The organism is Micromonospora sp. NPDC005979, from assembly GCF_040614415.1.
Lineage (GTDB): Bacteria > Actinomycetota > Actinomycetes > Mycobacteriales > Micromonosporaceae > Micromonospora.
Map to the genome: position 1 here is coordinate 78,636 of NZ_JBEXUR010000004.1, position 12,473 is coordinate 91,108.

At 72.2% G+C, this 12,473-nt stretch carries 12 protein-coding genes; 8 read left to right on the top strand and 4 right to left on the bottom strand.

Going from position 1 to position 12,473, the window contains the following annotated elements:
* Nucleotides 1-2 precede the first annotated feature (2 nt).
* Nucleotides 3-1,820 (bottom strand): long-chain fatty acid--CoA ligase, encoded by a 1,818-nt coding sequence (locus tag ABZ272_RS09270; RefSeq protein ID WP_355049404.1) that lies wholly within the window; start codon nucleotides 1,818-1,820, stop codon nucleotides 3-5.
* Nucleotides 1,821-1,975: 155 nt separating this feature from the next.
* On the opposite strand from ABZ272_RS09270, the gene ABZ272_RS09275 reads away from it, so the two are divergent.
* The 6 genes from ABZ272_RS09275 (at nucleotide 1,976) to ABZ272_RS09300 (ending at nucleotide 7,274) form a co-directional block, all read left to right on the top strand.
* On the top strand, nucleotides 1,976-2,431 hold the full coding sequence (locus tag ABZ272_RS09275; protein WP_355049405.1) for an SRPBCC family protein: 456 nt from the start codon (nucleotides 1,976-1,978) through the stop codon (nucleotides 2,429-2,431).
* Nucleotides 2,432-2,462: 31 nt separating this feature from the next.
* Entirely contained in the window at nucleotides 2,463-3,155 is a 693-nt protein-coding gene (locus tag ABZ272_RS09280) for a hypothetical protein (protein WP_355049406.1), read from the top strand.
* A 79-nt stretch (nucleotides 3,156-3,234) separates the two neighbouring features.
* A complete protein-coding gene (locus tag ABZ272_RS09285; protein ID WP_355049407.1) occupies nucleotides 3,235-4,182 on the top strand; it encodes an ROK family glucokinase in 948 nt (315 codons plus the stop codon).
* Between the two features lie 13 nt (nucleotides 4,183-4,195).
* Nucleotides 4,196-4,888: an endonuclease/exonuclease/phosphatase family protein gene (locus ABZ272_RS09290; RefSeq protein WP_355049408.1), complete on the top strand. Its 693-nt coding sequence runs from the start codon at nucleotides 4,196-4,198 to the stop codon at nucleotides 4,886-4,888.
* Between the two features lie 114 nt (nucleotides 4,889-5,002).
* Entirely contained in the window at nucleotides 5,003-6,409 is a 1,407-nt protein-coding gene (locus ABZ272_RS09295; protein ID WP_355049409.1) for an NAD(P)-binding domain-containing protein, read from the top strand.
* Nucleotides 6,410-6,479: 70 nt separating this feature from the next.
* Entirely contained in the window at nucleotides 6,480-7,274 is a 795-nt protein-coding gene (locus tag ABZ272_RS09300; protein ID WP_355049612.1) for an alpha/beta fold hydrolase, read from the top strand.
* A gap of 13 nt (nucleotides 7,275-7,287) precedes the next feature.
* Here ABZ272_RS09300 and ABZ272_RS09305 read toward each other — a convergent pair whose 3' ends face one another.
* Nucleotides 7,288-8,760, bottom strand: a complete 1,473-nt coding sequence (locus tag ABZ272_RS09305) for a trehalose-6-phosphate synthase (protein WP_355049410.1) — start codon at nucleotides 8,758-8,760, stop codon at nucleotides 7,288-7,290.
* Nucleotides 8,761-8,918: 158 nt separating this feature from the next.
* Nucleotides 8,919-9,779, bottom strand: coding sequence for a DUF308 domain-containing protein (locus tag ABZ272_RS09310; protein ID WP_355049411.1), 861 nt, complete (start codon nucleotides 9,777-9,779; stop codon nucleotides 8,919-8,921).
* A gap of 484 nt (nucleotides 9,780-10,263) precedes the next feature.
* Between ABZ272_RS09310 and ABZ272_RS09315 the strand changes: the two genes are divergently transcribed.
* Nucleotides 10,264-10,944, top strand: a complete 681-nt coding sequence (locus tag ABZ272_RS09315; RefSeq protein ID WP_355049412.1) for a lysophospholipid acyltransferase family protein — start codon at nucleotides 10,264-10,266, stop codon at nucleotides 10,942-10,944.
* On the opposite strand, the gene ABZ272_RS09320 is transcribed toward ABZ272_RS09315, so the two are convergent.
* The gene (locus ABZ272_RS09320; protein ID WP_355049413.1) at nucleotides 10,922-11,974 is read right to left on the bottom strand and encodes an SDR family NAD(P)-dependent oxidoreductase; all 1,053 of its coding nucleotides are present in this window, start codon (nucleotides 11,972-11,974) and stop codon (nucleotides 10,922-10,924) included. The two genes, ABZ272_RS09315 and ABZ272_RS09320, sit on opposite strands and share 23 nt — an antisense overlap.
* A gap of 75 nt (nucleotides 11,975-12,049) precedes the next feature.
* On the opposite strand from ABZ272_RS09320, the gene ABZ272_RS09325 reads away from it, so the two are divergent.
* Nucleotides 12,050-12,469, top strand: a complete 420-nt coding sequence (locus ABZ272_RS09325; RefSeq protein WP_355049414.1) for a helix-turn-helix domain-containing protein — start codon at nucleotides 12,050-12,052, stop codon at nucleotides 12,467-12,469.
* The last annotated feature ends 4 nt before the right edge of the window (nucleotides 12,470-12,473 follow it).

The window sequence follows — 12,473 nt, forward strand, 5'->3', positions numbered from 1 at the left end:
AGTCAGCCGCGGTAGATGTCGGCGATCTCCGCCGCGTACGTCTTGTGGACGACCTGCCGTTTGACCTTGAGCGACGGGGTCAGCTCGCCGGTGGCCTCGGCGAAGTCGCGGGGCAGGATCCGGAAGACCTTGATCGCCTCGGCCTTCGACACGGTCTGGTTCGCGGCGTCGACGGCGGACTGCACCTCGGCGCGCAGGCCCTCGTGGTCGCGCAGCGTCTCGACCGAGGTCTCCGGGGGGAGTCCGGCGTTCGCCAGGAAGGCCGGCAGCGCCTCCTCGTCGATGGTGACCAGCGCCGCGATGAACGGCTTCGCGTCTCCGACGACGACGCACTGACTGATCAACGGGTGCGCCCGGACCTGGTCCTCCAGCACCGCCGGGGCGACGTTCTTGCCGCCGGCGGTCACGATCAGCTCCTTCTTGCGGCCGGTGATGCTCAGGTAGCCGTCGGAGTCGAGCTGGCCCAGGTCACCGGTGCGGAACCAGCCGTCGGGGCTGAGCGCCTCCGCAGTCGCCGCATCGTTGTGCCAGTAACCCTGGAACACCAGCTCGCCGGAGATCAGGATCTCGCCGTCGTCCTCGATCCGGACGGTCACGCCGGGCAGCGGCCGGCCGACGCTCCCGATCCGGGTGCCGGTGGGCAGGTTCGCGGCGGCGGCGGGCGACGTCTCGGTCAACCCGTACCCCTCCAGGACCGTGACGCCGACGCCGCGGAAGAAGTGGCCGAGCCGCGCGCCCAGGGGCGCGCCGCCGGAGATGGCGTCGCGGCACCGCCCGCCGAGCGCGGCGCGCAGCTTGCGGTAGACGAGCCGGTCGAAGACCGCGTGCTGCGCCCGCAGCGCCAGGCCCGGCCCGCGCGAGGTCTCCAGCGCCTCGCTGTACGAGATGGCGACCTGCTCGGCGCGGGCGAAGACGCCGCCCTTGCCGTCGGCCTCGGCCTTCTGCTTGGCCGCGTTGTAGACCTTCTCGAACACCCGGGGTACGGACAGCACGAAGGTCGGGCGGAACTCCTGCAACTCGCCGACCAGGTTCTTGGTGTCCGCGCAGTGGGCGAGGGTGGCCCGTGCCTGCACCACGCCGATCTGGATGAGCCGGGCGAACGCGTGCGCCAGCGGCAGGAAGAGCAGGGTGCTCGCGCCGGCGTTGAACAGGTTCGGCAGCACGGGCACCGCGTTGGCGATGTCGGCGTACATGTTGCGGTGGGTCAGCACGCAGCCCTTGGGGCGGCCGGTGGTGCCGCTGGTGTAGATGATGGTGGCCAGGTCGTCGGCGCGGACCGCCTTGCGACGCTGCTCCACCTGGGCCAGCTCGACCGTCGCGCCGGCGGCGACCAGCTCGTCGACCGCGCCCCGGTCGATCTGCCAGACGTTCGCCAGCTCGGGGAGGCGGTCGCGGACACCGGCGACCAGGTCGGCGTGGGCGTCCGTTTCGACAAGCGCGGCGACCGCGCCGGAGTCGGCGATGATCCAGGCGGCCTGCTCGGCGCTGGAGGTCTCGTAGATCGGTACGGTGACGCCGCCGGCCGCCCAGATGGCGTAGTCGAGCAGGGTCCACTCGTAGCGCGTCCGGCTCATCAGGGCGACCCGCGCGCCCGGCTGGACGCCGACGGCGATCAGGCCCCGGGCCACGGCCGCCACCTCGTCGCGGAACTGCAGGCAGGTCACCTCGGCCCAGGTGGTGGTGTCGCCACCGTCGGCGGAGCGGGTGGCGCGGGCGAACTGCACGGTGTCCGGCGCGATCTCGGCGTTGTCCCAGACCGGATCGGTGAGGTTGGCCGCCTCGCCAACGGTGACGATCGGCGGAACGGAGAACTCGCGCACTTGCACTCCTTCGTGCTCGCACTGGCCTGGGCCGGACTCTGCCCGAGAGCGTCGGCTCTGTCGAAACCTACCCGGCGGGCGGTTCGGGTGGGGTAGGCAGGGCGCGGCGGGGGCGGCGCGGGGTGTGCGCGGCGTCCGCCGGGTAGCCTCCCCCCATGGCGGACTCCTCCACCCAGTCGATCATCATCGGCGCGTCACCCGACCGGGTGGCGACGGTCATCTGCGACTTCCCGAGTTACCCGGAGTGGACCGAGGCGGTCCGCCGTGCCGAGGTGATCGAGGAGTACGAGGACGGCTACGCCAGCCAGGTGCGGTTCACCATCGACGCCGGGGTGATGGCCGACGAGTACGTGCTCGCCTACGAGTACGCCGAGGACCTGTCCCGCGTCGAGTGGCACCTGGTCGCCCCCTCGAAGATGCAGAAGAGCCAGCGTGGCTCGTACGACCTGGTGGGGAACCCGGACGGGACCACCACGGTGACGTACACGCTGGAGGTCGAGCTGTCCGTGGGGATGCTGGGCATGTTTCGGCGCAAGGCCGAGAAAATGATCATGGATACGGCGTTGAAGCAGCTCAAGCGCCGGGTAGAAGCACCCGGCGTGGCGCAGTGACGCGTCCGGCGGTGGGGTAGAGGAGCCGAGGGTGGGCGGAACGGACCCGGGTTCGGCCCGGGAAGAGGCGGAGCGTCTGGTGGCGGCCCTGCTCGCGGGGGCGCGTCTGGCGTCCAGCGGGTCGACGGGCGGCGCGTTCGGCCCGTTGGGCGGGATGTTGGCCGGTGTCCTCGGTCACAGTGCCGCTCCGGGCGGCGGCGATCGCGCCCGTGGTGGTTTCGCCACCGGTTCGGCCGAATGCTGCGTCTGCCCGGTCTGTCGTGGCATCGCCGCGTTGCGCGATCCGAGTCCGGAATTCGCCGAACGCCTCGCCACCGGCGCCGGCGACCTCGCCGCCGGCGTGGCCAGCCTGCTCCGCGCGTTCGCGCCGTCGGAGCCGTCCCCGACGACCGTGCCGGAGCCGGCCGCGTCGTCGCAGGCGGCGGCCGGTGCGGGCGGCGACGGCGAGCCGGTGCGGCCCGCCTCCACCGCGCGGTCGGCCGAGGCCGTCGACGAGCACGTGTGGCGCGATGCCACCCGCACCGGGCATGATTCCCAACCGGCGCCGGAGCGGGATGTCTGGTCGGTCGCCACCCGGTCGGCGGACACGTCCGCCCCGGCCACCGCGGCACCCGTCGACGACGCCGGGGCGGTGGCCGCGCCGGTGCCGACCAGCCGACCCGTGGTGCCCGCTTCGCGGGCGTCCGACGACACCGGCGCGGACGCGCCGGGCGGCGGCGCCTGAGCGCGGGACATCGCGATCCGGACCGGCGTGCCCCGTGGCGCGCGCGATCCGGACAGCACAGCAGAGGGGAGCGGCGGCGGTGACGCTGACCATCGGAGTCGACGTGGGTGGCACGAAGGTGGCCGGCGGTGTCGTGGACGACACCGGCACGGTCCTCGTGCAGAGCCGACGGGACACCCCCGCCGACGACGTCGCGAAGACCCGCGACGTCATTATCGAGCTGGTCGACGAGCTGGCCGCCGGGCGGACGATCGAGGCGGTCGGCATCGGCGCGGCCGGCTGGATCGACGCCACCCGCTCGACCGTGCTCTTCGCCCCCAACCTGGCCTGGCGCGACGAGCCGCTGCGCGAGTACGTGAGCGCCGCCGTCGGCCTGCCGGTGATCGTGGAGAACGACGCCAACGTGGCCGCGTGGGCCGAGTTCCGCTACGGCGCGGCCCGCGCCGCCGACGATTCGATGATCATGTTCACCATCGGCACCGGCGTCGGCGGTGGCATCGTCCTCGGCGGCGAGCTGATGCGCGGCGCGCACGGCATCGCCGCGGAGCTGGGCCACATGCTGGCCGTACCGGACGGGCACCAGTGCGGCTGCGGGCGGCTCGGCTGCATCGAGCAGTACGCCAGCGGCAGCGCCCTGGTCCGCTTCGCCCGCGCCGGCGCCCGACAGGAGCCGCAGCGGGCCACCGCCCTGCTGGAGCTGGCCGGCGGCGAGCCCGAGGCGATCACCGGCCACATGGTGACCGCCGCCGCGCAGGGCGGCGACCCGGTCTCCGCCGAGGCCTTCGCGCAGATCGGCCGGTGGCTGGGCACCAGCCTCGCCGACATGGCGCAGATCCTCGACCCGCAGGCCCTCGTCGTCGGCGGCGGCGTGATCGACGCCGGTGACCTGCTGCTCGGCCCGACGCGTCGCTCGTACCTCGACGCGCTGGCCCAGCGGGGACGCCTGCCGGTGGCCGAGGTCCTCCCCGCCGAGTTGGGCAACAGCGCCGGGGTGATCGGCGCGGCCGACCTGGCCCGCCGGATCTGAGGGCGGCCAGGAGATGGGCGTACCGCTGCGCGTGGTGTCGTACAACATCCACAGCCAGCGCGACGACACCGCCGCGCTGGCGGCGGTCGTCCGGGCCGCGAAGCCGGACGTCGTGATCGTGCAGGAGGGTCCGCGCCGGTTCCGGTGGCGGCAGAAGTCGGCCACGCTGGCCGAGTCGTTCGGCCTGGTGGTGGCCGCCGGAGGGCTGCCCGCCCTGGGCAACCTGCTGCTGACCAGCCTGCGGGTGCAGGTGCGCGGCGCCCGGTGCCAGCGGTTCCCGCTGACCCCGGGCCGGCACCTGCGCGGCGCGGCGTACGCCGACTGCCGGGTCGGCGACGCCCGCTTCACCCTCGCCGGCTCGCACCTGTCCACCGACCCGGCGGAACGGCCCGCGCAGGCCGCCGAGTTCCGACGCGGCCTCGACGCCGCGAATGCTCCGGTGGTGGCGGGCGCCGACCTGAACGAGGGCCCGGACGGGCCGGCCTGGGCGACGGTGTCGCGGGGCCTGACCGACGCGGCGGTCGCGGCCGACCGGGCGGAACGGCTCACCTACTCGTGCGCCGACCCTCGCCGGCGCATCGACGCGCTCTTCGTCGACCCCAGGATCACCGTGGTCGACTACGACGTGGTGGACACTGCGCAGACCCGCCGGGCCAGTGACCACTTCCCGGTGCTCGTCGACCTGCTGCTGCCCACCACGGCCTGACCCCCACCGGTCGAGACCGCCGATCGGTCCGCGCCGGGGCTGGACATCCGGCTCCGATGTGGAGAGGATTTCGCGGCGAACCGGCACCCGTGCCGCACAAAAGGAGATGTCCCGGTGTCCACCTCCACCGACCAGGGCCGGCCCGACCCGGATGCGATCCCACCCGCGCAGAGCCGCGACGGCCGCTCGCTCTCCGACCGGGGCGACACGGTCTGCGTCATCGGCGCCGGGGCCAGCGGGCTGACGGCCATCAAGAACCTGCGCGAGCACGGGTTCGGGGTGGACTGCTACGAACGCGAGACCGGCGTCGGCGGGGCCTGGAACTGGCGGCACGACCGCAGCCCGGTCTACGCCAGCACCCACCTGATCTCGTCGAAGCCGTTCACCCAGTTCCCCGACTTCCCGATGCCGGACTCCTGGCCGGACTACCCCCACCACGGCCAGCTCCTGTCGTACTTCGAGCGGTACGCCGACCACTTCGACCTGCGCTCGCACATCTGGTTCGGCACCGAGGTCGTCCGGGTCGAGCCCGCGCCGGGGGAGCGGTGGGACGTGACGACCCGCTCCACCGGCGGGTACGGCCCGGAGCGCACCTCCCGCTACGCCGCCGTGGTGATCGCCAACGGGCACAACTGGTCACCGAAGCTGCCCCGCTACGAGGGCCTGGAGGAGTTCCGCGGCGAGATCATGCACGCGTCGTCCTACAAGGACCCGGCGCAGTTGCGCGGCAAGCGGGTGCTCGTGGTCGGTGCCGGCAACACCGGCTGTGACATCGCCGTCGAGGCCGCCCAGCAGGCGTCGCGTTGCTGGCACTCCACCCGGCGCGGCTACTGGTACGCCCCGAAGTACGTGCTGGGCCGTCCGGCCGACCAGATCAACGACGCGCTGCTGTCACTGCGGGTGCCGCTGCGGGTCCGCCAGTGGCTCTACCACTGGACGATGCGGCTGACCGTCGGCAACCTGACCCGCTTCGGGCTGCCCAAGCCCGACCACCGGGTCTACGAGACGCACCCGATCGCCAACAGCCAGCTCGTCTACTACGTGGGCCACGGCGGGATCGGCCCGGTGCCCGACATCGCCCGGTTCCAGCCGTACGCCGTGGAGCTGGCCGACGGCCGCGAGATCGACCCCGAGCTGGTCATCTTCGCCACCGGCTACCTGCCGCGCTTCGAGTTCCTCGACGCGTCGGTGTTCGGCGACAGCGCCGGCACCGGCCGTCCCACGCTCTGGCTCAACGCCTTCACGCCGGGGCACCCCACGCTGGCCGTCGCCGGTCTGGTGCAGCCGGACTCCGGTCTGTTCACCCTGTCGCACTGGCAGACGGTGCTCTTCGCGCGGCTGCTGCGGGCCCGCCGGGACCGACCCGAGCGGGCCGCCGCGTTCGCGCAGCGGGTCCGGGACCGGGCCGGGGAGCGCTACGCGGGTCAGGTCAAGGACAGCAGCCGGCACTGGTTCGAGGTCGGGCACGCCGACTACCTGCGCGCCGTCCAGCGCGCCCTGCACGACCTGGAGGGCAAGTGAGCGCGAGGAGTGAGCTTGCGAGCCCCGCAGTCGCGAACGAAAGGCTGGATCAGTGACCGAGCTGCGGATCATGCGGGGCCGGGAGTGGGCTCGTCCGGTCCGGCCGGCGCGCCGTGAGGTGCTCAGCGCCGTGCCCGAGTTGGAACAGGGGCGTCCGCCGCTGCTGTTCGTACCCGGGTTCGGGCACGGCGCGTGGGCGTTCGCCGAGCACTGGCTGGGCCATGCCGCGTCGCGGGGCTTCCCGGCGTACGCGCTGAGCCTGCGGGGGCACGGCGGCAGCGCAGCGGCGCCGGAGGCGACGCTGCGCGCGTACACCCATGATGTGACCCAGGTGGCCGCGAGCCTGCCGCGCCAGGCGGTCCTGGTGGGGCACGGCGCCGGGGCGCTCGTGGTGGCCCACGCGATGGCGCGCTACCCGGCGCGCGGCGCGGTGCTGGTGGCGCCGGTCTTCGGCGGCTGGGGCATCCTCGGTACGGCGGTGCGCCGCAACCCGGCGGGGACGCTGCCGGCGGTGTTCGGCGGACCGCTGCGGCTCAGCCGCGCGCAGCTGTTCAGCCGGGAGTTGCCCGACGAGGACGCCCGACGGTACGTGGCGCGACTGGGCCGGGCCGGTCGGCGCGCGCAGTGGGCGCTGCTGGGCGAGCCGCAGGCCGAGGCGGCCGTGGGCGAGCCCCCGGTCCTGGTGCTGGGCAGCCCGGACGACCGGGTGGTGCCGGCGTCGACGTTGACGCGGGTCGCCCGCCGGTACGGGTCGGCGCCGCTGCTGTTCCCCGGTATGGGGCACGACCTGATGCTCGACGCGCGCTGGGTCGAGCCGATCGACGCGATCCTGGACTGGTTGGAGAAGGAGCCCGCCGGCCGGTGATCAAGCGCCCCGGTCAGCCGCTGGCGTGCTGGGTCGCCCGGGTCGCCGGCTGTGGCACCCGGGCGGCGCCGTCGGTGCTGGTGAGGCGGCTGACCAACGCGCCCGTCTCGTCGAGGGCGCTCAGGTAGGAGCGGGCCCAGGCCCGGATGTCGTGTTCGTGCAGGTGGGCGCGCATCGCCCGCATGCGGTCGGTGACGTCGGCGGGGTCGGCCCGCAGCGCCGTGCGCAGCGCCTGCTTGAGCCCCTCCAGGTCGTGCGGGTTCACCTGGTACGCCTGGGACAGCTCGGCGGCGGTGCCGGCGAACTCGCTGAGCAGCAACGCTCCGGTGTCGTCCACCCGCGCGGCGACGTACTCCTTGGCGACCAGATTCATCCCGTCGCGCAGCGGGGTCACCGCCATCACGTCGGCGACCCGGTAGAGCGCCGCCAGCTCGGCCCGGTCGAAGGGCTGGGTGAGGTAGTGGATGGCCGGTTCGCCGACCCGCCCGAACTCGCCGTTGATCCGGCCCACCTCGCGCTCGATGCGTTCGCGCAGGATCTGGTACTGACCGACGCGTTCCCGGCTCGGCATGGCGACCTGGACGAGCACCGTGTCGCGGACCTTGACGTCGCCGCTGGCCAGCAGCTCGCTGTACGCCTTGAGTCGCTGCTCGATGCCCTTGGTGTAGTCCATCCGGTCCACGCTGAGGATGACCTGCCGAGGGTCGCCGAGGTCCTGGCGGAGGCGGCGGGCGCGGGCGGCCACGTCGGGGCGGGCGGCGAGGGCGGCCATCTCGGCGGTGTCGATCGAGACGGGGAACGCGCCGATGCGGACCACCCGGTCGTCGATCCCGATCCGACGGTCGGTGGCCGGCAGCTCCAGCACCCGGGTCACCAGCTGGGCGAAGTTGTGTGCCGCCTGGGCGCGCTGGAAGCCCACCAGGTCGGCCCCGAGCATGCCGCGCAGCAGCTCGGCGCGGCGCGGCAACTGCATGAACAGCTCCGGCGGCGGGAACGGCACGTGCAGGAAGAAGCCGATGCGCAGGTCGGGGCGGAGCGCGCGCAGCAGCCCGGGTACGAGTTGCAGGTGGTAGTCCTGTATCCAGACCACGCCACCCGGCTCGGCCACCTCGGCGGTCGCCTCCGCGAACCGTTGGTTGACCCGCTGGTACGCCTCCCACCAGCGTCGGTGGTGCTCGGGTTGCTCGACGGCGTCGTGGTAGAGCGGCCAGAGGGTCGCGTTGGCGAAGCCCTCGTAGTGATCGCGCAGGTCCTCGTGGCTGAGAGCGACGGTGTGCATGTGGACGCCGTCCACGTCCGGCAGGGCGGGCGCCGGGCCGGTGCCGCCGGCCCAGCCGACCCAGATCGCCGGGCTGTGCCGCAGCAGCGGGTGCAGCGCGCTGACCAGCCCTCCGGGGCTGCGTCGCCACTCGCAGGCGCCGTCCGGGGCCTGGCTGTCGTCGATGGGGAGGCGGTTGGCCACCACCACGAGGGAACTCTGTCGCATCTCGGGCATTCCGATCAGCAGAGGACTGACCGCCACGAGAAAGGGAAAACCGGTCAGTCAGCGGGGGAAGTGACGTACAGCGGTATTCCTACTGACAGTAAGTTACACCACTGTTACGCCCCGAGTGAGGGCGGTCGCGTCCCGCGATGCGGGCTGGGTCAGACGACGGCGCCGTTGTCCGGGTCGTCGTCCTCCTCGTCACCGGGGCGCAGCCGCCAGATCAGCGTTACGAAACCGGCCAGGATGCCCGTGAAGCCGAACAGGGTGACCGCCGAGCGGTCGATCGGGAGTAGCGACGGGAAGAGGAAGAGCACGAACCCGACGACCACGGCGAGCGCGCCGACCACCGCGTACTTGGAGACGCGGGGCAGCGGCGGCGGCGGGGGCGGGTGGTAGGTGTCCTCGTCGTCGTCCGGCAGGTCGGCGCCGAAGGTGTCCAGACCGTCCAGCAGTGAGGGCTCGTCGTCCCGGCTGTTCCGGCCGACCGAGATCCCGGAGAAGTCGGTCGCCGACGGCAACCGACGGACGTCGGTCGCGGTGGGCCCGGCCTCGTCGACGCCGGAGCGGGCGAGCGGACCGGCCGTCGGCTCGTCCCGGGTGTCCCGGTCGTCACGGTCGTCCACGTCCTCCGAGGCCGGCCAGGGCCGCTCGTCGGTGGTCGAGGGAGTGCTGTGGAAACCGGCCACGATCCGGGCCCACTCCGCGTCGATGTCCGGCTCGTCGCGGGCCGGGGGCTGCTCCGGGGCGCTCTCGTCGGCGAGCTGCGTCAGGTAGTCGCGGGCGGTCCGCAGGTGCGAACGGTCGACGTAGAGCCGGTCGACCGGGCGGGCCGGGACGGTGGTGGTACGGGTGACCGGGTTGAGGTCGGCCGACGGTTGCAGGTAGGCGGCGATCCCGCCGGCGGCCAGCACGTCGAGCAGGTGCTCGCCGACGCGCGGATCGACATCGCCGACGACGGCGTACTCGCTTGCGTCGAGCCCGTTGTCCCGCCGTCCCCGGCGGGCCCCACCCGCTGACACCCGGCCATCCTCCTCAACGCGCCCTGCGGCGCGGCCACCTGCGCCCCCTCGACGCCCGTGCGCACGCCGTGCTCTGAATCGTGACACGTCAGGGGCCGGTTCCGGGAGTGCGTTGTGTCGCGTCTTGGAAAGTCGGGGCTGCCGTCGCAGGTCGCGGCGGGGGTCCTTTGTCCGTTCTTGCGCGAGACGTGCGATCTCGGTGATCGTCCGGAGCGGGCGACGGGGTGGTGAGCTGCGGCGATTGCGCCGAGGCGGCAGTGACCGCGCGTCGCCTGCCAAGATCCGAGCAGTTTCCCTGTTGTTGCTGCCACCGGCGGGTGGGAAGCAGCAAGAACCCTGATATTGCGCACGCCGGCCAGCCGGGTGGTCTCCGGGTGCCATGGCGACAGCCAGAGCGTCCGTCCGTTGTGGTGGGAGCGCTCGCTTCGTAGGCTCGTCGGGAATGACGGCCGGCGCTGTTGCGGCCCCCCTCGAAAGGACGCCGGTGCTCTACTGGCTGTTGAAGCACGTGATCCTCGGTCCGCTGCTCAAGCTGATCTTCCGCCCGCAGGTGGAGGGGCTGCGCCACGTGCCGGCGACCGGCCCGGTGATCCTGGCCAGCAATCACCTCTCCTTCTTTGACTCGATCTTCATCCCGTTGATCGTCTCGCGGAGGGTCACCTTCGTGGCCAAGGCCGAGTACTTCACCGGCAAGGGGATCAAGGGCTGGCTGACGAAGATGTTCTTCGTCGGCACCGGCACCATCCCGGTGGACCGCTCCGGCGGCCTGGCCGCCCGCGCCGCACTGGATACCCAGTTGCGGGTGCTGCGCGCCCAAGGGGTGGCCGGCATCTACCCCGAGGGCACCCGCTCCCCGGACGGGCGGCTCTACCGGGGCAAGACCGGGGTGGCCCGGCTGGCCCTGGAGAGCGGCGCGGTGGTGGTCCCGGTGGCGATGCTCAACGCCGACGAGCTCCAGCCGCCCGGCCGGTTGCTGCCCCGGATCGGCCAGGTGCGGGTCCGCTTCGGCGCCCCGCTGGACTTCTCCCGTTACGCCGGGATGGCCGGCGACCGGTTCGTCGAGCGCGCGGTCACCGACGAGATCATGTACGAGGTGATGGAGCTCTCCGGCCGCGAGTACGTCGACATCTACGCGCAGAAGCTCAAGACGCCGGTGGCCGCCTAGGTGTACGAGGGTCGGAGGTAGGTGACACCGGCCCGATACCGTGCGGCTGACGGCTCGCCGTCCGCACCGCTGTCCGGCCGGTGGTCGTCGTAGGGGTTGTTCCGGACCGTGATCGCGGCGGAGCATGCCTGGGCGTGACCGGCGTCGGGTCGGCGCTGGCCAGGAGCTGTGCAGTCATGGCGGCGAGGCGTCGCGCCGCGGCGGGGTCGAGGGTCTTCAGGTCAAGCGGAACGGGCTTGCCGCGGTCGACTGCCGTCAACGGGACCGTGGGTGGTGAGTCGAGAAATTCGTGCACCGGTGCGATCGCCCGGTCCACGGACCGGGCGGCAATCGAGGCGACGGTCTTGATGACGGCACGAGTCAGCGGGTTGACCTCCTCCATCGCGGAGTCGCCGCTACGGGTGAACCCGGGGTGGTAGAGGACGTAGGGAACCCGCTCGCCGAACTGTTCCGCCATCGCCACTCCGAGGAGATCGTTTGCACGTCCTGCCTGGAGTTGCGCCGCGATGGTGCGATATCGGGTCCGCAGTTGCAGATCGTCCCAGTTGATCTTTCCGGAGGTGAGTCCGACACCGGCGATGTTGACGATCACCGGCTTCGAAGCTGCCGACAGCGCGGGCATCAGGCCGTGGCCCAGTAGGTAGCGGCTCAGGTAGTAGAGCGCGAAGGTCGATTCGAATCCATCGCTGGTATCAGCGCGCCGAGGTGACTGGCGGTTCGCCGCCATCACCAGGCCGTCGATGGTCCGGTAGTTGGCGGCGACATGATCGATCACCGCCTGGTTGCCGGCGATCGTGCTGAGGTCGGCGGCCAGGAACTCGACTCGATCACCCGTCCCGGACGCCGTGGCCGCCGAGAGCAGGGACGCGCCCTTGGTCGGGTTGCTCCCGATAGCGAGGACCCGGTCGCCGTGTGCTGCTCGGCCGAGCACGACGCCTCGTCCCATGCCGTCGCTGCCTCCGGTGACGACAACGGTCCGGCCCCGTTCTGCCTCATCCTGGCCGGTGCCGTCGTGATGGTGGGTGACCATCGCTTCTCCCTAGTTACTCTTGGTAAGTACCTCCATCATCAGAAACCCGTTGGGATCGCGGAAGAAGGCAGTTTCATGTCAGCAGCGAACACCGCTGTGCCTGCCCCACTCGACACCGCGTTGCCGAACCCGGTGCCCGGAGACGAGCACGATCAGTGCCCGGTGACCGACGTCCTGCGCCGAGTCGGAGACAAGTGGACAGTGCTCGTGGTGGTCCTGCTCGGGCAGCGACCGCATCGGTTCAACGAACTCCATCGCGGCATCGAGACGATCAGTCAGCGCATGCTCACCCGCACGCTGCGCGGGTTGGAGGAAGACGGGCTGGTCCACCGAGAGGTCTTCGCGACGATCCCCCCGAGCGTCCAGTACAGCCTCACACCCCTCGGCAGATCTCTGTTGGAGCCGCTGGCGGGGCTAGCCAGATGGGCTATCGAGCATCAACCAGCCATTGCGGCGAGCAGACGCGTCAACACCCTCGGGCCCCGCACCGCGTAGGCCC

Coding starts and splice junctions, on each gene's coding strand:
- ABZ272_RS09275 (WP_355049405.1), top strand. CDS start 1,976: ATGGCGGACTCCTCCACCCAGTCGATCATCATCGGCGCGTCACCCGAC.
- ABZ272_RS09290 (WP_355049408.1), top strand. CDS start 4,196: ATGGGCGTACCGCTGCGCGTGGTGTCGTACAACATCCACAGCCAGCGC.
- ABZ272_RS09300 (WP_355049612.1), top strand. CDS start 6,480: ATGCGGGGCCGGGAGTGGGCTCGTCCGGTCCGGCCGGCGCGCCGTGAG.
- ABZ272_RS09305 (WP_355049410.1), bottom strand. CDS start 8,760: ATGCGACAGAGTTCCCTCGTGGTGGTGGCCAACCGCCTCCCCATCGAC.
- ABZ272_RS09320 (WP_355049413.1), bottom strand. CDS start 11,974: ATGGTCACCCACCATCACGACGGCACCGGCCAGGATGAGGCAGAACGG.
- ABZ272_RS09325 (WP_355049414.1), top strand. CDS start 12,050: ATGTCAGCAGCGAACACCGCTGTGCCTGCCCCACTCGACACCGCGTTG.